Annotated in this window: 22 protein-coding genes; 12 read left to right on the forward strand and 10 right to left on the reverse strand. The window is 41.0% G+C overall.

What is annotated here, in order from left to right; all coding sequences use genetic code 11:
- Position 1 precedes the first annotated feature (1 nt).
- A complete protein-coding gene (locus ACM2FC_RS05890) occupies positions 2-586 on the forward strand; it encodes a DUF1415 domain-containing protein (RefSeq protein ID WP_498479941.1) in 585 nt (194 codons plus the stop codon).
- Here ACM2FC_RS05890 and ACM2FC_RS05895 read toward each other — a convergent pair.
- Positions 583-1,647 carry a GGDEF domain-containing protein gene (locus ACM2FC_RS05895; RefSeq protein ID WP_498479942.1) on the reverse strand — a complete coding sequence of 355 codons (1,065 nt, stop codon included), beginning with the start codon at positions 1,645-1,647 and terminating at the stop codon, positions 583-585. The two genes, ACM2FC_RS05890 and ACM2FC_RS05895, sit on opposite strands and share 4 nt — an antisense overlap.
- Positions 1,648-1,848: 201 nt before the next feature.
- Between ACM2FC_RS05895 and ACM2FC_RS05900 the strand changes: the two genes are divergently transcribed.
- A complete protein-coding gene (locus ACM2FC_RS05900) occupies positions 1,849-2,424 on the forward strand; it encodes a nucleoside triphosphate pyrophosphohydrolase family protein (protein WP_498479944.1) in 576 nt (191 codons plus the stop codon).
- 223 nt (positions 2,425-2,647) lie between these two features.
- Here the strand turns inward: ACM2FC_RS05900 and btuD are convergent, their stop codons facing one another.
- From btuD to ACM2FC_RS05915, 3 genes are all read right to left on the reverse strand, one after another.
- On the reverse strand, positions 2,648-3,403 hold the full coding sequence (gene btuD / locus ACM2FC_RS05905) for a vitamin B12 ABC transporter ATP-binding protein BtuD (RefSeq protein ID WP_498479945.1): 756 nt from the start codon (positions 3,401-3,403) through the stop codon (positions 2,648-2,650).
- Positions 3,390-4,385, reverse strand: a complete 996-nt coding sequence (gene btuC / locus ACM2FC_RS05910; protein ID WP_498479946.1) for a vitamin B12 ABC transporter permease BtuC — start codon at positions 4,383-4,385, stop codon at positions 3,390-3,392. Before btuC ends, btuD begins: the two co-directional genes overlap by 14 nt.
- A gap of 118 nt (positions 4,386-4,503) precedes the next feature.
- On the reverse strand, positions 4,504-5,550 hold the full coding sequence (locus ACM2FC_RS05915; RefSeq protein ID WP_498479947.1) for a succinylglutamate desuccinylase: 1,047 nt from the start codon (positions 5,548-5,550) through the stop codon (positions 4,504-4,506).
- A gap of 432 nt (positions 5,551-5,982) precedes the next feature.
- On the opposite strand from ACM2FC_RS05915, the gene ACM2FC_RS05920 reads away from it, so the two are divergent.
- Both ACM2FC_RS05920 and ACM2FC_RS05925 read left to right on the forward strand, forming a co-directional pair.
- Positions 5,983-6,708: an SDR family NAD(P)-dependent oxidoreductase gene (locus ACM2FC_RS05920; protein ID WP_498479948.1), complete on the forward strand. Its 726-nt coding sequence runs from the start codon at positions 5,983-5,985 to the stop codon at positions 6,706-6,708.
- Between the two features lie 8 nt (positions 6,709-6,716).
- Positions 6,717-7,568: an amidohydrolase family protein gene (locus ACM2FC_RS05925; RefSeq protein WP_498479949.1), complete on the forward strand. Its 852-nt coding sequence runs from the start codon at positions 6,717-6,719 to the stop codon at positions 7,566-7,568.
- A 2-nt stretch (positions 7,569-7,570) separates the two neighbouring features.
- Here the strand turns inward: ACM2FC_RS05925 and ACM2FC_RS05930 are convergent, their stop codons facing one another.
- Both ACM2FC_RS05930 and ACM2FC_RS05935 read right to left on the reverse strand, forming a co-directional pair.
- Positions 7,571-8,746: a mandelate racemase/muconate lactonizing enzyme family protein gene (locus ACM2FC_RS05930; RefSeq protein WP_498479950.1), complete on the reverse strand. Its 1,176-nt coding sequence runs from the start codon at positions 8,744-8,746 to the stop codon at positions 7,571-7,573.
- Between the two features lie 44 nt (positions 8,747-8,790).
- Entirely contained in the window at positions 8,791-9,561 is a 771-nt protein-coding gene (locus tag ACM2FC_RS05935; protein WP_498479952.1) for a class II aldolase/adducin family protein, read from the reverse strand.
- Positions 9,562-10,087: 526 nt separating this feature from the next.
- On the opposite strand from ACM2FC_RS05935, the gene ACM2FC_RS05940 reads away from it, so the two are divergent.
- Positions 10,088-10,789 (forward strand): Rossmann-fold NAD(P)-binding domain-containing protein, encoded by a 702-nt coding sequence (locus ACM2FC_RS05940; protein WP_498479953.1) that lies wholly within the window; start codon positions 10,088-10,090, stop codon positions 10,787-10,789.
- Between the two features lie 199 nt (positions 10,790-10,988).
- Here ACM2FC_RS05940 and ACM2FC_RS05945 read toward each other — a convergent pair whose 3' ends face one another.
- Positions 10,989-12,218: a hypothetical protein gene (locus ACM2FC_RS05945; protein WP_498479954.1), complete on the reverse strand. Its 1,230-nt coding sequence runs from the start codon at positions 12,216-12,218 to the stop codon at positions 10,989-10,991.
- A gap of 445 nt (positions 12,219-12,663) precedes the next feature.
- Between ACM2FC_RS05945 and ACM2FC_RS05950 the strand changes: the two genes are divergently transcribed.
- From ACM2FC_RS05950 to cdd, 5 genes are all read left to right on the forward strand, one after another.
- A complete protein-coding gene (locus ACM2FC_RS05950; protein ID WP_498479955.1) occupies positions 12,664-14,049 on the forward strand; it encodes an L-cystine transporter in 1,386 nt (461 codons plus the stop codon).
- 112 nt (positions 14,050-14,161) lie between these two features.
- Positions 14,162-15,586, forward strand: coding sequence for an exodeoxyribonuclease I (gene sbcB, locus ACM2FC_RS05955; RefSeq protein ID WP_498479956.1), 1,425 nt, complete (start codon positions 14,162-14,164; stop codon positions 15,584-15,586).
- A gap of 96 nt (positions 15,587-15,682) precedes the next feature.
- A complete protein-coding gene (locus ACM2FC_RS05960; protein ID WP_498479957.1) occupies positions 15,683-16,048 on the forward strand; it encodes a CidA/LrgA family protein in 366 nt (121 codons plus the stop codon).
- Positions 16,048-16,731: an LrgB family protein gene (locus tag ACM2FC_RS05965; RefSeq protein WP_498479958.1), complete on the forward strand. Its 684-nt coding sequence runs from the start codon at positions 16,048-16,050 to the stop codon at positions 16,729-16,731. Before ACM2FC_RS05960 ends, ACM2FC_RS05965 begins: the two co-directional genes overlap by 1 nt.
- Positions 16,732-16,876: 145 nt before the next feature.
- Complete coding sequence (gene cdd, locus ACM2FC_RS05970) at positions 16,877-17,767, forward strand: cytidine deaminase (protein WP_498479959.1); 891 nt, start codon at positions 16,877-16,879, stop codon at positions 17,765-17,767.
- A gap of 47 nt (positions 17,768-17,814) precedes the next feature.
- On the opposite strand, the gene ACM2FC_RS05975 is transcribed toward cdd, so the two are convergent.
- A complete protein-coding gene (locus ACM2FC_RS05975; RefSeq protein ID WP_498479960.1) occupies positions 17,815-19,029 on the reverse strand; it encodes an HD-GYP domain-containing protein in 1,215 nt (404 codons plus the stop codon).
- A 353-nt stretch (positions 19,030-19,382) separates the two neighbouring features.
- Here ACM2FC_RS05975 and purT point away from each other — a divergent pair, with 353 nt between their 5' ends.
- A complete protein-coding gene (gene purT / locus ACM2FC_RS05980) occupies positions 19,383-20,558 on the forward strand; it encodes a formate-dependent phosphoribosylglycinamide formyltransferase (protein WP_498479961.1) in 1,176 nt (391 codons plus the stop codon).
- Between the two features lie 42 nt (positions 20,559-20,600).
- On the opposite strand, the gene ACM2FC_RS05985 is transcribed toward purT, so the two are convergent.
- Positions 20,601-21,248: a thiopurine S-methyltransferase gene (locus ACM2FC_RS05985; RefSeq protein ID WP_498479962.1), complete on the reverse strand. Its 648-nt coding sequence runs from the start codon at positions 21,246-21,248 to the stop codon at positions 20,601-20,603.
- A 391-nt stretch (positions 21,249-21,639) separates the two neighbouring features.
- Here ACM2FC_RS05985 and ACM2FC_RS05990 point away from each other — a divergent pair, with 391 nt between their 5' ends.
- On the forward strand, positions 21,640-22,422 hold the full coding sequence (locus ACM2FC_RS05990; protein WP_498479963.1) for a RelA/SpoT domain-containing protein: 783 nt from the start codon (positions 21,640-21,642) through the stop codon (positions 22,420-22,422).
- Positions 22,423-22,509: 87 nt separating this feature from the next.
- Here ACM2FC_RS05990 and ihfA read toward each other — a convergent pair whose 3' ends face one another.
- A complete protein-coding gene (gene ihfA / locus ACM2FC_RS05995; RefSeq protein ID WP_237362153.1) occupies positions 22,510-22,803 on the reverse strand; it encodes an integration host factor subunit alpha in 294 nt (97 codons plus the stop codon).
- Positions 22,804-23,303 lie beyond the last annotated feature (500 nt).

The raw sequence follows: 23,303 nt of genomic DNA on the forward strand, positions 1-23,303 counted from the left end.
TGTGTTGGATATCAAATCAAATGACGTTACTTCGATTTTAGAAGAAGTTGAACGTTGGTTAGAAAAAGTTGTTATCGGCCTTAATCTGTGTCCGTTTGCAGCGAAGCCCCAAAGAAATAAACAAATAAGAATCGTAGTTAGCGAAGCGAGCAGAGAAGAGCCACTACTTGAAGACATATTACAAGAGCTGAACCAACTCCAATCTAAGCCAGAATCCGAGCTTGAAACGACCTTAGTCGTCACGCCAAATATGTTGAGCTCGTTCGACGACTATAATTTGTTTCTGGATTGGGTTGACGCACTACTAAAACAACAGCAATTGGAAGGAATTTTTCAAGTCGCTACATTTCATCCTGATTATTGTTTCGCGGGTAACCAACCTAATGATACGGACAACTTAACTAACCGTTCACCCTATCCAATTTTCCACTTAATTCGAGAAGATAGCCTAGAAAAAGCGTTAAAGCACTTTCCTGATCCGGAATCCATTCCAGAAACGAATATAGAAACTGTTCGCGAGTTATCCAAAGAACAAATCAAGCAGCTATTTCCATATCTAAAAAATCGACTACCTGATAATCGCTAACACGCAGAGACCGTAGAAAACTGTTTTGCGACGACACAATTTCTTCCTTGGCTTTTGGCTTCATATAAGCATTCGTCCGCTTGAGAAATAAAGTCATCCAAAACAGTTTTTTGGCATTCTGTATTTATATTATCAAATGCGAAATGACATGCGCCGATTGAGACGGTGATTGAGTTTCCTTTGACCTTAACTTCTTTCACACAATCATGAAGCTGCTGCAGTACTACTTCACGTTCACGGATTGCACGCTCGGGTATCCAAACCACAAACTCTTCGCCACCAAAACGCGCCAAATAATCAGTTGAACCTGCTACTTTTTTTAGTTCGTCAGTAATTTTCACCAGTACCTCGTCACCAACTTGATGACCATAAGTGTCATTAACACGTTTGAAATGATCAATATCGATCAAGGCTAATGTTCCCTTTCCACCCGCAGACTTCATGCGCTCAATATCAGCGTGGAGAGTTTTAAACATACAGCGTCGGTTAGGAATTTTTGTCAGTGGGTCATTTAAAGCCTGAAATTCAAGCTTTTGATTTAGAATTTGTAACTGCTCTTCTTGCTTGCGTCGAATCATTTCCACTTCAATCCAAGAAGCCATGAGCTTCAATGCGTCGATATCTGTGCTTTCGAATTTTCTCTCGTAAGGTCTAGCTGACGAAAAATTCAACGTACCTACTACTTCATCATCAACAAAGATCGGGATACCGATATAAGATTCTAAACCAAAAGCCGCATAGGCTGGGTGAGAAGCGTATTTATTATGAGTTCCCATGTGTTCAATTGCGACAGGGCCAAATGCAGTGCAAGTAATTTCGCAATAGGTGGAGGCGTATTCAAACTCATCTCCAGCATTTAAAGGCACTTCCTCTGGGGTTACACAGTTGAGAACGGTATACTTGTTCCCTTCTATTTTAGATAAGATACCAATATCAAGATTAAATCGTTCCAAACCTAAAATAAGTAACTGACTAATTTGAATATCGAAACCCTTTTGGTAATCGTTGGTGATTTGATAAATTCGTCTAATTAGCTCTTCACTTTCATTTATGACTGACATAAATCCCCTAAAGACCTTTCGTCCATGATCAATTCTTTCGGTTATTACTGATATTAAAGACTAGTCATCAACTTATATCAATGAGCTTGGTCTCATCGTATACAAAACGGTCGAACATCCAAACATTTTGAACACTTCAATGTGGCACGGCCAAATAGGCTTTGTTAAGATTAATTCGTTTTTTATTATCGGACTCAAATAATGCGCTTATCCCAACTTACCCAGCCTATTTTTAATCATTTGTACCAAGACATTTTGGAATTTCGCAGTACATTTGATCTTCCAGTCAACGCGCCAGATACCCTCGATGAACAGGCTGATACTCTGCATACGTCACTCGCAATTGAAGAGTTGACCGAGCTTGCCGATGCAGATAGCAAAACTGAAAAAGCAGATGCCATTGTCGATACGGTTTATGTACTAATGGGCCGCCTAGTCCATCTAGGACATAAAAACATCGACGACAACCTAGCTATTAGCTACTTGATCGATTTGCTTCTTAATGTAGCTAAAAATGTTGGTATCGAGTTTATCCCTTGCTGGGATGAAGTTCACTCTAGCAACATGAGCAAAGTATGTCGTAATGCAAAGGAATACGCTGATACGGAAGCACATTACGCAAAACAAGGCGTGAAGCTGATGTCGGTAGAGAAAGGCGAATACATCATTGCGAAGTGCGCTGAAGACTTCATCGCAGAAGGCAAAACGATCAGGCAAGGTAAAGTACTGAAATCAGTATACTATCGTCCGGCCAATCTTGAACCTCTTACGGCTTAAGGCAAAAAAAGAGCCACCTTAATACTAAGGTGGCTAAAAACGCGTTAGAACTTAAAGGACACAAAGTCTAACAAGAACGAGAATGTACAAGTATATGCAATACAAAACTTATACCAACTTCATAAACACCTTTTATCTATTTGTTTTATATAGAGTTTATTAGGGTTTGTGATATTCTCATTTGTGTTAGCCAGGCCCAAATATAGTGCACTACGCACTATAATCATTCAAAAATCAGTACATTAGAGCCATTCGCCTGCTCTAAACTTACGGTTGTTTTGAATACTCTACTAATTACGTCTGGTTTAAGAACGTCGTAAACTGTCCCCGACTCAACCACTACACCACCATCGAGCAAAATAGCTTTGTCTGCATGCTTTAAACTTCTATTTAGATCGTGATTTGCCATAATCACAGTAATGCCTTTTTCTGCGACCTTTTGAATAAGTTGATAAAGAAGCCTTTCTTGCCCAATATCGAGTGATGCAGCTGGCTCATCTAACAAAAGTAGCTTGGCACGTGAGTTTATTGACGGCCAAACCTGCAAACAAATGCCCGCTAAACGCACTCTTTGCCACTCCCCTCCGGACAATTGATGGATAGGACGGTGTAACTTGTCTGCTATCTGAACTTCACGTGCAAGCTCTCTAATAGCCTCGCTCACTTTTGCTTCAGTAACAGCGCATCTAGGTGGGATTGAAAGAGCCAAGTAGCGAAAAACTGGAATATTGAAAGCTGGGCGTTCGCTTTGACTTAAATAGGCTCTTACTATTGCTAAATCTTCGAGCGAGCATGTACTCGCCTCAATATCATCAATGAATACTTGACCGGAAAATGGCTCTACTCCAGCAATAGCAGACAACAACGTACTCTTTCCGCTACCGTTTGGTCCTATTAGATGAACCACTTCTCCTTGTTCACATTCGAATGACATGGGTAATAATCTAGAGCTTACGCTCACTGATTTAATTTGAATCATAATTACGAATTAGCATCCATATAAAAACTGGCGCACCTATCGTGGTTGTCACAACACCCAAAGGCAACTCACCAGCAGTCATCGAAGTTCGAGCTATCAAATCCGCTAAAACCAACAGAAGCGCACCCGAAATAGCTGAGCAGGGAAGCAAATACTTGTTTTCTGTTCCAAGAGCTAAACGCACTAAATGAGGCACAACAAGGCCCACAAACCCGATGACACCTCCTAATGCTACCGCACAGCCAACAACTACGGAAATAGCCAAAATTAACTTCCACCGAATCCTATGAACATTGACTCCAAGTTGTTTGGCATGAATCTCGCCAAGCATCAACTTATCAAGCACGTTTCCTTGCACACACAACCAAGCAACAAACGGCAATATCACAAATCCGAGGCTAAGTTGACTCCAACTCATCCCCGACACACTGCCCATGAGCCAATACAATAGCTGACGAAGATTCATGTTGTCACTAAAGTAAAATGCCCAAGTAATAGCCGCGCTCGTCAGTATACCCAGAGCAACGCCAACCAATAGTAGCCTTGCTGTTGTCAACCGCATTAACTTTGCCATAGACACGAGTACACTAGTGAAGACCAGTGCTCCTGAAATAGCGGCAAGCATCAGACCTATTGGTGTTGCCCAGAAAGGCAATAAAAACAGTACGACAACCATCATTAAGCTTGCTCCACCGGATATTCCCAAAACTCCCGGTTCTGCCAAAACGTTGCCTAACAAGACTTGTAATACCGCACCCGATATCGCTAACGAAGCTCCAATAAGTATCGTTGCGACCAACCTAGGCAACCTCAACTCAATAAGAAGAGTCTTATCGATTTGACTTAAGTGATTGAACGGGGAAATAAAAATTTGTCCTACTGAAACATAGGCAATACTTGCCAAAAGCAGTAGAACACACAATATCAATATCGCTCTGCGCCATTGACTGGTTCTGAAACGAATGAGCTGACTATAATCCATCGCGACTTAATTTCTGAATACTAGGGTCTGTTGCCTAAAAATAAGAATGGCTTAACTCTTAAGGTTAAGCCATATCATTGCTAAAAAGCGGACTTCTGCATACGATCGTAGCTGAAAATCAATCGTATACTAATTGATCATCTTCATATCGAGTTTTTACTTTACAGACCATCAAAGCAGCTCTTTGACCAACCTCAACATGTCGATTTGGAAAAACGACCGCTTCCCCTTCATTTTTCGCCATGAGAGGCTTATCTCCATCGTGACCAAAAACTTCGCCATGCTTGAATGAAGTGAAGTTTTCGACATCATCCGAGAATAGAAAATCAAAATCTTCATTTAAGCGAACCACGGTTCTGCTTACACGATAAATAATCGGCTTCTTAGGGTGGTGTTCTGACACGCTGTCGGATATTAAATCACGCAGCGCCAGATCAAAGGCTACCAACTTATTAAGGTCGTTCTCACCAATTTTAGCCACTCTGCCTAATTCTAGCGTAACCGCTTGAGCTGCATAATTTTCTGCACTATACCAGCTAAATGTGCCTGATGGCGCATTCGAAAGCAAAATCGCCTCTACATGACTATTTTCAATAAACTCAACTAATGCCCTGCTTCGCACTGGGTGCCTAGACTTCGGACTGACTGCAAAAGAGTAGTGTTTAGATAATCGTATTGCACAGTGTAAATCCAAGTGCCAGCGCTGATGTTGCTCGGTGTTTTGATAAAACTCTTTCACTAAAGATTTCAACGTTTCAGCGATGACTCTCTCTTTTGTAATTGACGTACGTTGACTAAGAGGAAGCTCTTTCATGTCAAACAAGCGATTTAAATTTTCCTCGACAAAACGCTTGTGAATGTTGGTTGCTTCTGGATGCGCAATGATAAATAGGCAACGCTGCTGAACCTTTTGAAACCCGCTGGAGATATCATTTACGATTTTATCTACTAACTCCATAGGAGCGGTTTCATCACCATGTACACCACATGAAATGACGATATGCTTGGTATTTTCATCCAAAGAGGCTGGAATAACTTCAAGCACACCCTGTTGGTGTAGCTTTAGAGTCACGCCTCCAGCAACACTCTCTTGTTGAGGCAAAATGTCTTGAGAGAGATCGAGAGAATCGAGCAAAAATGATTGTTTAAACAGAGGTTGAGTCATGCGCTACTCCTTTAATGCACCGGTGTATGTTAATAAGTTGACTATACGATTTATACAAAGGAGATCGCAGTTATCACTAATTGATATTTGATACATGTAATCCATACTCGCAAATAAACGCAGCTTGTCAACGACACAACAACTACATCAATGAAATTTTTGTGACGAGATCAGCTTGGATAAGCATTCTAGCATGGAGTCCCGCCAGTTATAACCTTGTTTATTTGAGAAAAATAGTAAACAATCTTATCTTGCATTTACTCAGTATGATTTGCCTATTACCAATATACGTGCTGTTGCTTACATATCATATATTTCCTACGGCAATAGTCTTTAGCGGCCTCTACCTAGAATGTTTTCACACTCCGTTATATCACTAACGATTAACTTCGGTTATGATTTTCTTTCCGAAACTAGAACACTAATAAAACTATGAAAAAAACCTGCATTGTTACTGGTGGAAGCTCCGGTATTGGTCGCGCAATTGTTGAGCTATTCCTGCAAAACAACTACCTAGTATTCAACCTTGATTTAAACGAAAGTGAAGGTGGAAACTATCTGCACTGCGACATCACCAATCATGAAGCTGTGCAAAAGCACATTTATGACATTGCACAAAAACACACTATTGATGTATTGGTTACTTGTGCGGGAATACACTACTCGGCCACAATCGAAAATACGTCAGAGGCAGAGCTACAGCGTATTTTTGATATCAATGTGAAAGGCACCTATTCCGCTGTACAGGCTGTTTTACCTTCAATGAAGAAACAACACTCTGGGTCAATCATTATCTTATCGTCAGAACAAGCCTTGGTCGCAAAACCCAACTCATTTGCTTACAACCTGAGTAAAGTCGCGCTTGCTTCAATGGCGAAAACGACAGCAATTGATTACGCAAAATACAATATTCGCGCGAATGCCCTTTGCCCAGGTACTATCGAAACTCCTCTCTATCATAGGGCAGTTGAGAATTATTGTGCTCGTTCTGGAGCCGATATTAACGAAGAACATAAAAGTGAAGCAGAGCTGCAACCGCTAGGTAGAATTGGTCAGCCAGAAGAAGTGGCTCAATATGCTCTATTCCTTGCTAGCGAGAAAGCCACCTTCATTACTGGTAGCACCCAAGTTATTGATGGCGGATATACAACTCGATAGGCAGCTCGATGTTAAAAATCATAGACCCTCACTTACACTTTTTTGATATCGATAAAGGTGACTATCAGTGGTTAAAACCTAATAATCCGCCAACATGGCCAGACAAGCACAAGATTTGCCGCAACTTTCACGAAAAAGATTTGTGTTTAGGCTCTAATAAAGCGTTAGCTGGCTATGTCCATATCGAAGCAGGTTTTGACAATGATCAGTGGTGGAAAGAGATAGAATGGCTAGAAGAAAATGCAACTCTGCCTTTTCGAGCAATCGCAAGCGCTGATCTAACCCAGCCCCCTTGTCAATTTCAGCAAGATTTAGAAAAGATCGCCGAATATGAATCTGTGGTCGGTATACGGCATATTTTCGACAAACAAGCCTACGAGTTGCTGTCCAATTCACACGTGATCGAAAATCTCAGCTATTTATCAAAGAACGGCCTTTCATTCGATTTGCAGATGTTTTTGACTGACACTGAAGCCGTTAATGCTTTACTCACAAACATCGAACAACTTCCAGAATTAATTGTCATTTTGAATCACGCTGGTTTTCCACCACAGCTGGATGATAAGGACTGGGAGATCTGGAAACAAAACCTAAACGCTCTAGCGAATAACAGTAACCTTGCTGTAAAATGTTCGGGTTGGGAAATGGGGGCCCGTAATTATGATGCAAAATGGGTAAATGCGGTGATAAACGAGTGCGTGTCAGCTTTTGGCGAGCATCGAGTCATGCTAGCGAGCAACTTTCCATTGTGCCTATTCTCAACCAACTACGAGAAATACTGGCAACAGTTTAACGAACTTAGTTTCGATAAAATTAAGGCGTTGTTTCATGACAACGCCTTACACTGGTACAAGTTTTAGCCTTATTTCACCGATACATGTGGTGAACGCTTAACCACTTCATCATTCAACTCGATTCCAATCCCTGGAGTATCTGGGGCTTGGAAGAAGCCATTTTCTGGTTGCGGATCTTGAATGCATAACTCTCTGTTCCAATCTTTAATCGCATAGGTGTGATGCTCATGAATCAAAAAGTTTGGAATCGCAGTCTCCAAATGCAATGACGCCGCTGTCGCCACTGGCCCACCGCATACGTGCGCTTGAACTCGAATATCATAAACATCCGCATAATCGCACACTTTTTTCGCTTCAGTGAAACCACCACACAAACCAACGTCTGGCTGTAATACGTCAATACTTTGATCTTCAAAATACGGCCTTGCATCCCAGCGATGGTAGAGACGTTCACCACCAGCAATAGGCACGTTCACATTATCAGAAACTTTCTTATGAATAGCCGAGTTGAGATAGTTAACTGGCTCTTCATACATCATGCAGCCCACTTCCTCGATAACTTCACCCATCTGGATCGCTGATGCTGCACCCATTAAAGAATGAGATTCAAATATAATATCGACATCTTCTCCAACAGCATCACGAATAGCTCTCAAGCGATTTCCAAATAGACGCATTTGGGGCTGAGTAAACAGCTTAGTTCGGTCAAAAGAAGACTCACCATTATGGTCGTAAACAATCGGATCCACTTTTACCGCATCGTAGCCTTCAGCAACTGCCTTTAGCGCCGCTTCAGCATACTCTTCAGGTTCGATTAGCTTCTTGCACTCTTTATCCCAATCAAACTGCAGTTGGCTCGCATAAGTACGAAGTTTATCGTTTGTCTTACCACCAAGCAGCTGATAGACAGGCAAGCCTAGTGCTTTACCTTTTATATCCCAAAGTGCGGTATCAATCGCACTCATAGCAGAATAAAGTACTGGTCCACCACCTAAGCCCCAAAAGCTCTCACGAAGCATTCGTGACCATAGTTGTTCCGTATTAAAAGGGTCGAAGCCAATCAATACAGCTTCCGCTATTTCTTTCACCATCGCCGCAGCAGCACTATGCCCCCAATCGTATGCTAAGCCAGCTTCGCCAACTCCAGATATGCCTTCATCGGTATGAATGCGTACAAACACTGGATTCCACGGCGGCCTTTTCGGACAGTGAATATCAAAAATTTCTATCTCAGTTATTTTCATTTTGAGGCTAACCTACTTTCTGGTTTTAGTATTAATTTATTATCTTATTGATCAAAATCTGGGTATGCGCGCTTCACTTTTCTCATCATTGCAGGCCAAGCTGTCTGTCCGCCAGTATTACCTGAATGGACAATATTTGCTTGAGCTTTGATTCCATCGACAATTGACTGATCGACCAGTTGAGCTGGCTGGCCTGTTGCTTGAATTTGCAATTGAATTTGGCAGGCGCGTGTAAGGTCGTACATGTGCATAAATGCATCGCCGATAGTCTTACCCATAGTCAAAGCGCCGTGATTTCTTAGCAGCATAAAGTTAGTGTTACCTAAATCATTCTGCAAACGCAGTTTTTCTTCGTGATTGACCGCCAAACCTTCATAATCATGGTAACTCAGTGAAGCTAACGCAAACATTGAATATTGGCTCAAAGGCAAAAGCCCTTCTTTTAAGCTAGCAACTGCAGCAGTATCATTACTGTGAACATGGAGGGCACACTGATCTTCTGGACGAGCTTCATGTACTGCACTGTGAATAGTGAATCCCGCAGGGTTAATAGTAAATGGGCAATCGGGATCAATGACATTCCCATCGATATCTATTTTAACTAGATTTGAGGCAGTGACTTCATCAAACGCCAGCCCAAACGCATTGATTAGTAGTTCTTCTGTACCAGGAATACGAGCTGAAATATGGGTATGGATCAGGTCATCCCAACCGTGCATCACGAATAAACGATAGGCTGCCGCTAACTCAACTCGCGTCTGCCACTCGACATCGGAAACCTTGTCTTTTAAGTTCAATTGTGGAATTTCGTACATGAGATGCATCCTTATAGGTGAACAGTCCAACTACTTTACTAAATTCAATCATGATAAGCAAAGTAGCAGTCTAGAAGTCTAAACTCAATCAAATTAATAATGCGAACATAAAAACATGAAGCATTCATATAAAACTTATCACATAGTAAATATTGAATATCTCAACTATACTATCGTTACTTTGAGCTCAAAGAGTGGCACGAACAATGCAGCAAATCTGCTGTTAATCTAGGAGCAACCAAGAGAAGGAGTTTCTATGTTTGCCAATCAACACGCGAAAAGACAGCGCCCAGGTAAAACTGAAGGTGCTAAAAGACAAAAAAAAGTCCCCTTATCAATGACGTAATGTCAAATTAATTCAAACGTTAACAAGGCTGGCTTCACTACTGTTCTGTTTAGATTTCAGTAGTGAGCCAAGAGCTGTAATACACAACCTAAACAACTTCCCCCTCTCCTATGAAGTTTTACTATGCTATCAATATCACCAAGTCTCATCGTTTAGGGATAGATATGTTTGGAGATAGGCATGAGCGAAAGTGAATGCAACAGAGAGTTTGTTGCAATTTTAGCAGGTGGGTCTGGCCTTGTTGGCACAGAACTACTAAAGGAAATGCTTGAAGATGGCCCTATCACCCATATTTACGCTCTAAGTCGAAGCTCACTGCCATTTACGCACCCTAAATTGGAAATACTGCAAAATCAAAGCCTTCACATAAATAATTGGGATGAAAGCAAACAGCCCCCCAAACTTGGCTTTATCTGTCTAGGTACAACTCGCAAACAAGCTGGCTCTTCAGAAAATCTAGAAAAAATCGATTACGGGTTAGTATGTGAAGTAGCACAAACCATGAAACTACTTGGTGTGACTCACTTGTCCGTTATCTCAAGCTATGGAGCCTCTAGAAACTCTCCTTCACACTATCTACGATGTAAAGGGAAAATGGAGATCGCGCTTACGGGCATTGGTTTTGAAAAGTTACTTATCGTTCGCCCAGGCCCTCTAGTGGGGATGCGTGATACTCCTCGGAAAAACGAATTGATCACTTTAGCTCTGCTAGAGCATTTAAAACCCGTCATGATAGGCCCACTTAGAAAACTTATTCCTATCAGCGCCAAACACGTGGCACGCGCTATGTTATTTGGCCTACTCGATTCAAGTTTAAAAAAACATACCATTTTAACTAGTGCTGATATTTTGACGATACTTAAAAAATATCACTGCCTATAAAGTTACCGATCGACAGCATTGAAGATAGATTAGAAATTTTTGAACTTAGAGAAAAATCGCAACAGTTATGCAGGTAAAGCTAGTATTACTAAATTTTAAACGACTTAAACGAACTCCGCTTTCAGACAAGCTTTTCAACGGAGCCATCCAGTTGTTCACTACTCCCTACCAGTAGAAGCTAATTCAATATTTGATAAACTTAAGATATGGTGGCATTGTACTCAATCACCCAATCTGGATCTCTATAGCCATTTTTATTAAAAATTGGATAGTGGTTATATTGGTCTTTGAGCCAGTGGGTCGTCATATAGTCTATATTTCCAAAGTCGCATTTACCACTGGTGTCTTTAACTATGATTGTGAGTGGTGGTTTGGTCTTGCCTTGACGTGAAATGACTTTGCTACGCTCTATATACTGCTGTTGCATCGATTTTATTAAGTTCTGGTTTATATTCAAATTCAAAACATGGGCTATACCAACTATATGGATCCCTATAGAATAGTTCTCAGAGCTTGAATGACTTAGAAGCCATAATGCTCTTTCAGCCGCCAGCATATTCATTGATCGGTTTCTTACAATAGATCGAAGTTGCGCTGTCTGTTTATTTCGTAGTTTCTTGCTATCCCATATGTCTTCAGACAACATTTCGGCAAGCATCCATGGCTTGGGTTTGAAGCCATTCTTGTCTTTGAACCCTTTTAAATCAATCCCTAGCCACTTCAGGTTATTTAGTAGTTCCATATTCGAAGCAATAAATTCGACAGGTAAATCGAAATTAGACGCAAATTTTAAGGCTGGTTCATCTAATGCGGTTGGAGTGAAAGTTCGCATGTTTTCCACTCCATATGTTGGTATTTCTAGCGCTTGTAAATCTGTTCCTAAAGTACGCCATATTGAAAAATACCGTATCGCCTTTTCTGAAGTTTTTATTTTGTTTCCTGTATTTTGGAATTTGCTTCTTGATTTTGACATAACTAACTGGCGTCTTTTGTTCTCTTGCTGCCAATTAATCATAGTGTTTTGGTTTTTGGAGCTGGTGTTATCACCTATCAGCATTGACTCCACGCCTCTACCTATAATCGAATCTAGTCCATTAACGTATTCATCATTAAAGTTGCCTTGTGGGAAGCTTTCCGGGTTTAGAGATGGGTGAACAAATGATTGCCGGTTTTCTCGTAAATATTTTTTTATTTGGTAGTTTGGGAAGTATGGTTCGGTATATTGAAGCCCTTCTATTAAAGCGACAAGTTTATATGCATAGCGACGATAAAAATAGGAGACAAACCGGATAAGGTGTGTGACAAAAATCAGCCCTTCACTCTTGTCTGGAGCATGATCATAACCAATAATAAGATGGCTATAATCTCTAGCTCTATTAGTAATCGATACTCTTTTACCAATAATCAGGCTTGCTATTCTATCTAGCACTTTCGGACGCTCGAGTTTTAAGCATAATTTGCAGAGGTACTTGCTGTCATGATTTGGAAAATATCCTATCGTTTTTCTAAAAGTTCCTAACTTATTAATAGGTGTACATATAACGCATAGTCTTTGGTTTTTAGGCACTTATCTACCCCTTGAAATTAGTTTAAAAAGAATGTGATTCTAGTTTCACATAAGAATAAACTAAACGAATTAAGTCATTCCAAGCAGTCATGCTTATTTGTACCCACGTACTGTTCCACAGCGATTACCTGTATGGTATCGGCAAACTAATACATTACGCTTTATTGTTATTCAGACTGCTACCATCATTTTTTATGCTATTTTAGTTATATATTATTCCTATAACTTATTTATATACGCGTCATAATTTCGATATGTTGGCATACAAATTGTAATAAAGGCATTGAATATTATAAGGAAATAATCCATGTCCCTAAGTTTCTTTGCGGCAATTGCCGTTTTCTTATGTATCTTAGCGTTCCTATTTCAAAGACAACGTCAAAATAACTCTCTATCTCGACTCGTACTATTTGGCTTAGTACTTGGCAGCGTGTTTGGTTTAGGCTTGCAATTTGCTTTCGGAGAAGGCAACCCTCAGATTCAGCAAACACTTGAGTGGATAAATATAGTCGGCAGTGGCTATGTTGGCTTGCTCAAGATGATTATTATGCCACTCGTTTTGGTCTCAATGATTTCAGCCGTTTTGAAGCTCGATAAAGGCGGCTCTCTGGGCAAAATATCAGGCTTAACGATTTTTGCGTTGCTTTTTACCACCGCAATCGCAGCCTTGATTGGCGTTATCGTAACTCATTTGTTTGGATTGTCTGCTGCAGGGTTGACCGAAGGTGCGCGTGAAGCTGCACGTGCCACGATTCTGGAAAACCGCCTACAAAGCGTTCATGACTTAACGATACCGCAAATGTTGATAAGCTTTATTCCAACAAATCCTTTCGCTGACCTAACTGGCGCACGCTCAACTTCGATTATTGCTATTGTTATTTTTGGCGTGCTGGCCGGTATCGCTGCTAGAAAAGTGACACATGAAAACAGCGAGTTGGAAGCTCCAATAAAATCTATCGTCGATGCTTCGCAAGCCATCGTTATGCGTCTGGTTAAAATGATCATGGCTTTAACGCCATATGGTATTGCAGCACTTATGACAAAAGTCGTGGCGACATCCAGCGCGTCAGACATTCTTAATCTACTGGGCTTCATTGTCGCTTCTTATACCGCCATTGTTCTCATGTTTTTTGTTCACGGTTTGCTGTTATCTTTTGTTGGAGTTAGCCCAAAACAGTACTTCAAGAAAATCTGGCCAGTCCTTACATTTGCGTTCACTTCACGCAGTTCTGCGGCAACCATTCCACTTAATGTAGAGACTCAAATCAACAAGCTCAATGTACCGCCAGCGATCGCTAACCTATCTGCATCATTTGGTGCCACAATTGGTCAAAATGGATGCGCAGGCATATACCCTGCAATGCTAGCAGTCATGGTTGCGCCAACTGTTGGTATCAACCCAATGGACACGCATTTCATTTTGTCACTGATCGCTATCGTTACAATTAGCTCATTTGGCATTGCTGGTGTAGGAGGTGGTGCAACATTCGCTGCATTGATTGTTCTTCCGGCAATGGGGCTACCAGTAACCATCGCTGCGTTATTGATATCGATCGAGCCCCTTATTGATATGGCTCGCACTGCTCTGAATGTTTCTGGTGCTATGACTGCAGGTACCATCACCAGCCGGCTACTAAAACAAGAAGACATCAACCCAGAAGGAGAAGCCACCACGCAACAAGCTCAAGCCTAACGCGTCGTGAATTTCTTGCAATATCAAAGCTATTTGATAGATACTTGCATTAATAAAAGACGAGCCCTTCCTCCGAAGCGTTCGTCTATTCCTTTTACAAGATATGAACCAAATGACTAGCAACGCACAGCCAACTTTTTTCTTCTTTGATTATGAAACATGGGGTACTAACCCAGCAAAAGACAGACCTAGCCAGTTTGCCGGAGTACGAACTGACGAGAACTTTAATATTATTGGTGAGCCGCTAGTCATCTACTGCCAATTGCCACAAGACTACCTCCCTTCGCCGGAAGCAGCATTGATAACTCGGATTACACCTCAGCAAGCTCAGACGAAAGGTCTGTCTGAGCCAGAATTCATTGAGAAAATCCACAACGAACTATCAAAACCCAATACCACCAGCCTCGGTTATAATAGTATTCGCTTCGATGATGAAGTCACTCGTTACACCTGCTACCGCAACTTCATCGATCCATATGCTTGGAGTTGGCAAAATGGAAACTCCCGCTGGGATCTTCTCGATGTAATGAGAGCTTGTCATGCCTTGAGACCTGACGGAATTAACTGGCCAGAAAATGAAGAAGGCTTTACTAGTTTTAAACTCGAAGACCTGTCGGTTGCAAATGGTATTGAGCACTCAAACGCCCATGATGCTATGGCTGACGTTATCGCTACAATTGAGCTAGCGAAAAAGTTAAAAGCCGCTCAACCTAAGTTATTCAATTACTTCCTGCAAATGCGCCACAAAACGAAACTTAATGAGCTGATTGACGTAGTGAATATTACGCCACTCATGCACGTATCCGGCATGCTTGGTAGAGAATGCCAATACACTTCTTGGGTCGCTCCTATCATTTGGCACCCTACAAATAAAAATGCTGTTGCCGTTGTGGACCTCGCAAAAGATATATCCCCTTTGCTCAACCTTACTTCTGACGAGCTCAAACAGAGGTTGTATACAAAACGAGAAGAGCTATCTGAAAACGAAGTGCCAGTCCCAGTTAAACTCGTTCATCTCAACAAGTGTCCAATTTTAGCCCCAGCTAAAACGCTAACTGCAGAAAATGCTGAAGCTATCAACATCGATCGAGAACGCTGTTTAGAGAATTTGGCTATCATTCGTCAACATCCCGAAATTAGAGAAAAATTGACCGAGCTATTTTCACAGGAAAGGCAATTTGAAAAGTCTGACGATGTTGATACTAAACTGTATGACGGATTCTTTTCTCCAGCAGACAAAGCTTCGATGGAGGTGATACGAAGTACCGAGCCCAACAATCTTGCTGCTCTTGATATCTCGTTTAAAGATAATCGTATTGCTCCATTGCTTTTTAATTATCGTGCTCGTCATTTTAGCTGGAGCTTGAATATAGAAGAACAAACTAAATGGGCCAGCCATTGCAGGGACTATTTTGAAAGTCATCTACCAGATTATATGGTTAACTTAGAAAACCTTGTGCATGATCATGAACAGGATCAAGCAAAAATGGCAATTTTAAAATCAGTGTATCAATACGTCGAACAGCTGACATCATAAAAACTTTGTTATATAAAACACCGGCTCTCAACGTTTATAATTCACCTGTAGAGTTGGTGCCAATACAAAGTTGGCTGTTTGAACAAAGCGGTTTATATGTTTTTAAATATTCTTCAGTACTTAATCTCTTTCATACTGATCTTTATCTGCCTATTCATTGGCAAAGGAATACAATCCTTTATGGGCGTCTCCGTACCCGGCAGCATCTTTGGTATGTTGATATTGTTTGCGCTTTTGGCAACAAATGTTGTTCCAGTGAAATGGGTCAAGCCTGGCGCGAGCCTATTTATTCGTTATATGGTCTTTTTATTCGTACCTATCAGCGTTGGTCTAATGCAGCACTTCGATGTATTAATAGATAGCGCTCTACCAATTTTAGCCAGCACGCTCGGTGGCACATTTATAGTATTGGTGACCTTAAGCGTTACCCTTGATCGATTGCTGAAAAAAGAGGCAAAGTGATGTGGTTTGTATTAACTGTCGCGCTGTATGTTGTTGCTAAGTGGATCAGTAATAAAGCTCACTCTCCCTTTTTGAACCCGTTATTGCTTAGCGTTGCAGCTATCATCGGTATACTGATATTTTTTAATATTCCATTTGAACGCTACTATTCTCAGAATGAATTTGTCACCTTTTTACTCCAGCCTGCTGTTGTCGCACTGGCTTACCCACTTTATGAGCAGCTTCCTCAAATTAGGAGAAACTGGAAAGTCATACTGCTGACTTGTACCATAGGCAGCGCTATGTCAATGTTATCTGCGACCGTATTAGCGGCATACTTTCAAGCAAATTCGACGCTTTTAGCCAGTGTTGTTGCCAAATCGGTGACCACCCCTATCGCTATGGTAATTTCAAGCCATTTAGGTGGAGAGCCGGCCATCACAGCAATTTTAGTGCTTATTGTCGGCCTGTTCGGCTCCATCATCGCTTACCCTGTATACTCAATTCTAAACGTTACTCACCCTATTGCTCGGGGCCTAACCATGGGGACAGTGTCACACGCTCTTGGTACTGCGACTGCTGCAGAGAAAACAGAAAATGACGCAGCATATAGCTCTCTGGCACTGGTTATATGTGGGATTATCACTTCTATATTAGCCCCGGTATTTTTTTCATTTTCAGTGTGGTTAAGCCACTATTTCTAAAAACTTCAGGAGTAACCCTGAAATGTGTGACATCACTTGTAAATTGCAATATTTAACTTTTTTGCATAATTTTTAGTGATTTTTATCACACTTTATTTTATATAAGCACATAAAATAAAGCTTCGTATACGTCACAGGATTTGAAATGAATAATCGACTTCAAGAAGCACTCAAAAAAGTGCCGCAGTCTATCGCAAAGTATTTGTCACCCATCATTCTTAACGAGAGTTTCTCCGGAACACTTTCTAAACAGCAATTCAATGAAATGCTGTCGTTATCCCAATTGTCAGATGAAGAATTACGATTGGCTTTGCTTCCCTTAGCAGCAGCGTACTCTTATTCTCCAATCTCTAATTTTCATGTTGGAGCAATCGTGCGAGGCTTATCAGAAACCCTTTACTTTGGTGCTAACATTGAGTTTTTGGGCACTCAGTTAAGTCAATCAATTCACGCTGAGCAATGTGCGATTAGCCACGCTTGGATGAAAGGTGAAGATGGAATACTTAATGTAACGGTCAACTACAGCCCTTGTGGTCACTGTCGGCAATTCATGCGTGAGCTGACAACATCAACCAAACTAAAAGTACAACTGCCAGAAAGAGACGAAATGTTACTGGAGGAATATTTGCCAGATTCATTCGGACCAGAAGATCTTGGGGTAACTATCGGCCTTATGGGGGATAAAGATCATGGTAAACAAATACCTGACAACGACGATTTGCTTGTATCTCAAGCTTTAGCTGCTCTCAATAAAAGCCATTCCCCATACAGCGGTAACCTAAGCGGCGTGGCTTTAAAGCTGAACGACGGAAATATATACAAAGGTTCGTACGCAGAGAACGCGGCTTTTAACCCTAGCCTTCCACCGCTTCAAGTCGCACTAATTCAAGTTCTAATGGATGGACGCAGTTTTAAAGACATTCGGTCCGCTGCCTTAATAGAAATGACCGAAGCAAGTTCAAGTCATTTAGCGGATACACAAGCGACATTAGATGCTCTGAACCCAGACGTTCCGGTTTCATATATTTCGATCTAAATTAGAGCGTACTGGCCTTTTGCGATGGTTTTTCGTCTTGCTTTCTATTATTTGTAGTAAGGCGAAATATCAACTTCTAACGCTGAAGGTGCAATAGCACGTTCTATAGATGCTTCATGCTTGCTAGTGTCGACGTAATTTACATCGATAAAGTGTTTATATTTACGAGAGTACACGCATTTGACTTGTGGCTCTAACGGATTAGTATCATTGCGATCCCATACAATACCTACCCTACCGTCGGACAACTCCACAACCGATCCTACCGGGTAAATACCGATACAATTAATAAACTTATACACCAAGTCTTTATCAAGTTGATGAGGACTCATATCCAACATAATTTTAAAAGCTTCAGCAGAGCTTACCCCTTTTTTGTAACACCTATCGGCGGTCAGGGCATCGTATATATCAACGATAGTACTCATTCGACTATGGAGTGGAATTTGACCACCGGAGAGTGCGTCAGGGTATCCCGAACCATCCAGTTTTTCATGATGCATTAGACAAATATCTCGGGCTACTTGGCTAAAGCCTTCCACTTTGGCCAAGATCTCTTTGGCATAAATCTGATGCATTTTCATCTGCTCAAATTCTTCTGCAGTAAGCTTGCCCGTCTTGTTTAATACTTTGTCATCTACCCTTATCTTGCCAATGTCATGAATGATTCCGCCAATAGCTAGCTGTTTAAGCATTGCTTTGTCCATCTGCAGGTGCTTACCAAAACTAACGAGCAAACAGGACACATTCACAGAGTGTTCTAATAAATAGCTGTCTTTATTTCTCAGTGCTGTTACACAACGAATAGCATCCGTATCAACTAACGCCAGATCGACAATGTTATCTGCCCACGCACTGGCGTCTTCTGCTAACGTAGTTCGTCTTTGAAACGTATTGGTTAGAAGCTTATGAGCAAGATCTCTTGCGTGATCAACTAAGACTTTTGCTTTCTTTTGTTGGGCGTCTCTAGAGGCAAGTTTACGTTTTTCTCGAATTTCTTGAAGTGATTGACGTTCAATGGGATCAACGAGTTGAATTGGTCGAACATCAATTTCACACTTTGCGCATGAAAGTTTTTTGTCAACCCAAGCGAATTTTATACCGTTATCCATTAGCTTTTTAATGGAAGTTGGACAATGTACTCTGCCAGCATTAGCGAGAGTGATATTTTCATTCTCTTCAATTGCTGTAACAAACATCCCTACACTTAATTGTTCTATAGATATCCTTATCGATTTTGCTAATTCAAAATCAACACGCATCTAATGTCTGCTCCTATCCCATGACATCTTGTACTTTTTACATTAATGAGAAATATAATTCAACTTTTATTGATAAAAATATTAAATATAATGTGATATGGCCAACCGCGTTATGAACGCAAGTTGATATTTGTATACCCACTCAATACAATTTTTATTAAGATAATTCGGTAGCACTGACTTAACTTAAACCAAACTCCCTTAGGCCGGCTTAATTCTTTATTTTCTAATAAAATAAGGAATTTACAATGTAAAGCTGATATAGACCACTAAAAAGCAAACGTTTGCTTTTTCTCTATCTTCAAGTATTATTTAGCACCTAACCATTATCCATATTAGGTACAAGGTTTTATATGTTTGGTACCGCTACGACTTCAAGTGCAACTCGTGTTTTATTATTAGGCTCTGGAGAGCTAGGAAAAGAGGTCGCAATCGAGTGCCAAAGGCTCGGACTCGAGGTTATCGCGTGTGATAGGTATCCAAGTGCCCCTGCTATGCAGGTTGCGCATCGCTCTCATGTATTCAACATGCTAGATGACCATCAACTCCGTAACGTTATCGAGCAGGAAAAGCCAGATTTTATCGTGCCTGAAATCGAAGCTATTGCAACCGATGTATTGGTCGATTTAGAGAAGCAAGGCTTAAATGTTGTACCATCAGCAAAAGCTGTAAAACTGACCATGGATCGCGAAGGTATACGCAAACTCGCCGCAGAGGAGCTAGGGCTTCATACCTCCCCTTACCGATTCGCCGACAGTTATCAAAGCTTCGCGGAAGCCGTTGAAGGTGTTGGTTTACCTTGTGTTTGCAAACCAGTAATGAGCTCTTCTGGTAAAGGTCAAAGTGTCATTAGGACACCTGCAGAAATCAGAGCTGCGTGGGAATACTCTCAGCGAGGGGGCCGAGGTACTGCCGGAAAAGTCATCGTTGAAGGATTCATCGATTTCGATTATGAGATTACTCTACTGACGGCCCGTTCAGTAAATGGCGTACATTTTTGCGCTCCTATCGGTCATAGGCAAGAAGATGGTGACTATCGCGAATCTTGGCAGCCACAAAGTATGTCAGAAAAAGCTCTAAATAAAGCCCATCATGCAGCAAAACTCATTGTCGATGCGTTAGGCGGCTACGGTATCTTTGGCGTCGAGTTGTTTATTAATGGCGATGATGTGATATTCAATGAAGTGTCTCCACGCCCACACGATACAGGCTTAGTTACCCTCATTTCTCAAGATATGTCTGAGTTTGCTATTCACGTTCGAGCGTTCACTGGCTTACCAATTGGAGCCATTAATCAGTTGGGTAGCTCCGCTTCAGCTGTCATTCTTGGAAATGGCCAGTCGAAAAACATTCGCTACCAGGGGCTAAACCATGTTTTGGAAAATCCTGTTTGCCAGCTACGCTTATTTGGAAAGCCAGATATTGATGGTCAGCGCCGACTTGGTGTTGTGCTGGCGAGAAAAAACTCTATCGAGTTAGCGATAGAAACTGCTGTTAAATCTGCTAGCAAAATAGATATTCTATATTAAACTGCTATTCCCCAAGCGAAGCAAAGCGCTTGGGGTAGAAAGCTAGCTTTCAATTAGCCAAGCTTCCTCAGCAAATCGGCTTAATCCCTTTTGCTTGACTTTAGGGTGGCTTTCATCAGCATCATCTCGATACAAATGCGTAACTTTTAGTCCTTCAAATAGTTTTTCTACTTCTGCTTGAGGCACACTAAATGGAGGGCCTGACATCTCTGACTGACTATAGTCTAATGTCACCAGCAAAATTCTACCTTCTGGCTTCAATAGAGAAAGGAGCCTAACTACATATTCTTTTCTCATTTCTTCAGGTAATGCAATCAGAGCAGCGCGATCGTAAACAATATCCACTTTCTCTATTGGTGCGGTAAAGTAGTCTCCAGTATAAATAGAAAGTTCGTCGAACTGGTAAAGCTCATGTTGACCACTAACAGGAATTACTGTTGGCGTGTAAAAGTGCTCTGCGAAAAATGAACGAACTGCCACCTGACTAAGTTCGACGCCCTGTACTGAATCATGACGAGAAGCCAACCACACCAAATCTTCAGTTTTACCGCAAAGTGGAACAAATACTTTATCACCTCTAGCTGGAGACGTTTTCTCCCAGTGGTTAATTAGAATAGGGTTGACTTCATTGAGGTGAAAACCAATCTGATTTGACGCCCACTTGTTGTGCCAAAATTCTGGATCTTTCATTATTAAAGGCCTTTTAGACTTATTGTGATTGTTGTTACGTAGCCGGATGGACTTCGTGGCATAACTATACTTTTTAATTGCTTAGATTACACGAACTGAGAGCGTGGTTACAGATTGTTACAGCCTTCTTATGAAGCTAAAGATTTTGTTCATTTTCCATTAATCTCTCCATCAATATACTTTCAAATGTAGATTAAGGAAGCAGGCGCAAAGACAAGTTCGAAGTTGTGATAGCTCGCATACTTTTAAAGTATTTGCTTTGCTCATGGTTGAATTCCACTTCTTAACGCCCAATTTCATATTTGTTAACTCTTGATTTGTTTGTGCTGAAAACCTTTATAACTTTTTGTTGTCACATTTTTATTCAACACAGCGAATTTGAGGAGAGTGAATGAGTTTTATTTTCCGTACTACAGCAATCATGTTGCTGTTGCTGAGCCGAACGTCTGCGTTTGCTGCGCCTCCGACTCCTTCAGGGAGTGAACAATCTAGACTGTCAAACCAGCAACAAAATGAAGTTTGCTCCAAACGTTTCAAGCATTGTTTAAGCGGCCTTTATGGCATATCCAGTACCGAACAAGCTTCGGTGATTCAACCTTACAATGATTTTGACCTCTTATACAGCCACGCAACTAATGCCCAAAAAGAACTGGAAATACTTTGTGCAAGTGCCGCCCTACTCACAGGAACTGACGCTATATTTTCAGGCACAAAATCGAAACAACGCGCGCTAAACAAAATAAATCATGAATTAGGTGGCAACGTCGAAAAAATTACCGACTTGGCGAGAGCAACAATTGTTGCGAATGATGTCTCTAGCCTAGTTGAAGTATATGAAGCCCTGAGCCGAGAAACGACGGTCGTTAGAGTAAAAAACAGATTTAAATCCCCTAGAGAATCTGGGTACCGAGACTTAAACTTGCTTGTTCAATTACCTCAATCAGGGTTGATTGCTGAAGTTCAGTTACACCTTCAGGCAATAGCGGATGTAAAAAGTGGGCGTGAGCATGACCTATATGAAGAGATTCAACTTATAGAACGCAGTGCTGCGGAACAAAACCGAGCACTTACAGAATTAGAAACAGCGAAAATTGAAAACATTAGGCAGGTATCGAAGGAGCTATATCAAAAGGCATGGCAGCCTTACATCACTACACACCTTCAAGCAGCATAGTCTGAGCGCTACTCATTGAAGTGTAGCGCACAACCTTAAAACACGGTGGTGAAAGCTTTCACCGCCGAATTTTACCTTTATAAAACTCTAACTTGCCTTAATATTTTCAACTCGAGCTTTTAACTTCTGGCCTGGACGGAAGGTTACCACCCTACGAGCGGTAATTGGAATGTCTTCACCGGTTTTCGGGTTTCGACCAGGTCGTTCATTTTTATCGCGAAGATCAAAGTTGCCAAAACCTGACAGTTTTACCTGTTCGCCACTTTCGAGTGCTTTGCGAATTTCTTCAAAGAACACTTCAACCGTTTCCTTGGCATCCCGTTTACTGTATCCAAGTTTTTCAAACAGGTTCTCAGCCAAATCGGCCTTTGTGAGCGCCATAAAACTTTCCTCAAAACTGTGTTAAACATTGCTGCCTAAAAGGCTGCGCCATAGCATTTCGCCTAGCCAATCAACAACATATAGGCTTTACCTTGAAAAGTGTAAGTCAAGCTTATGATTTTCGCCAACTTTTTTCTTTATCAATTACTGATTTGCAAGGTAAATCAATGAGATATAATTTAATCAAAATTAGATATTATTCTAATAAATCACTAGCACGTTAAATAATTACAGTACATTACACTATTAACAAATTAAACATTAGCATATCGAACTATGAATGAAGGTTTCGTAAGATTTTGTCAATTTTTATAATTATAAAAATCATACACTTAAATTAAACAATTAATTCACATAATTTATATGCAAACTCTAGCATTACACACTACACTTCTCGGATTGTCTTGTAAGAAGTGCATAAATTAATTTCCGTGTATTCAAAATACTAATGGCATAGAAAAGCCCTATCATATAATTAGATAGGGCTTAAACTTGCTATA

Source organism: Vibrio sp. A37 (assembly GCF_059777565.1).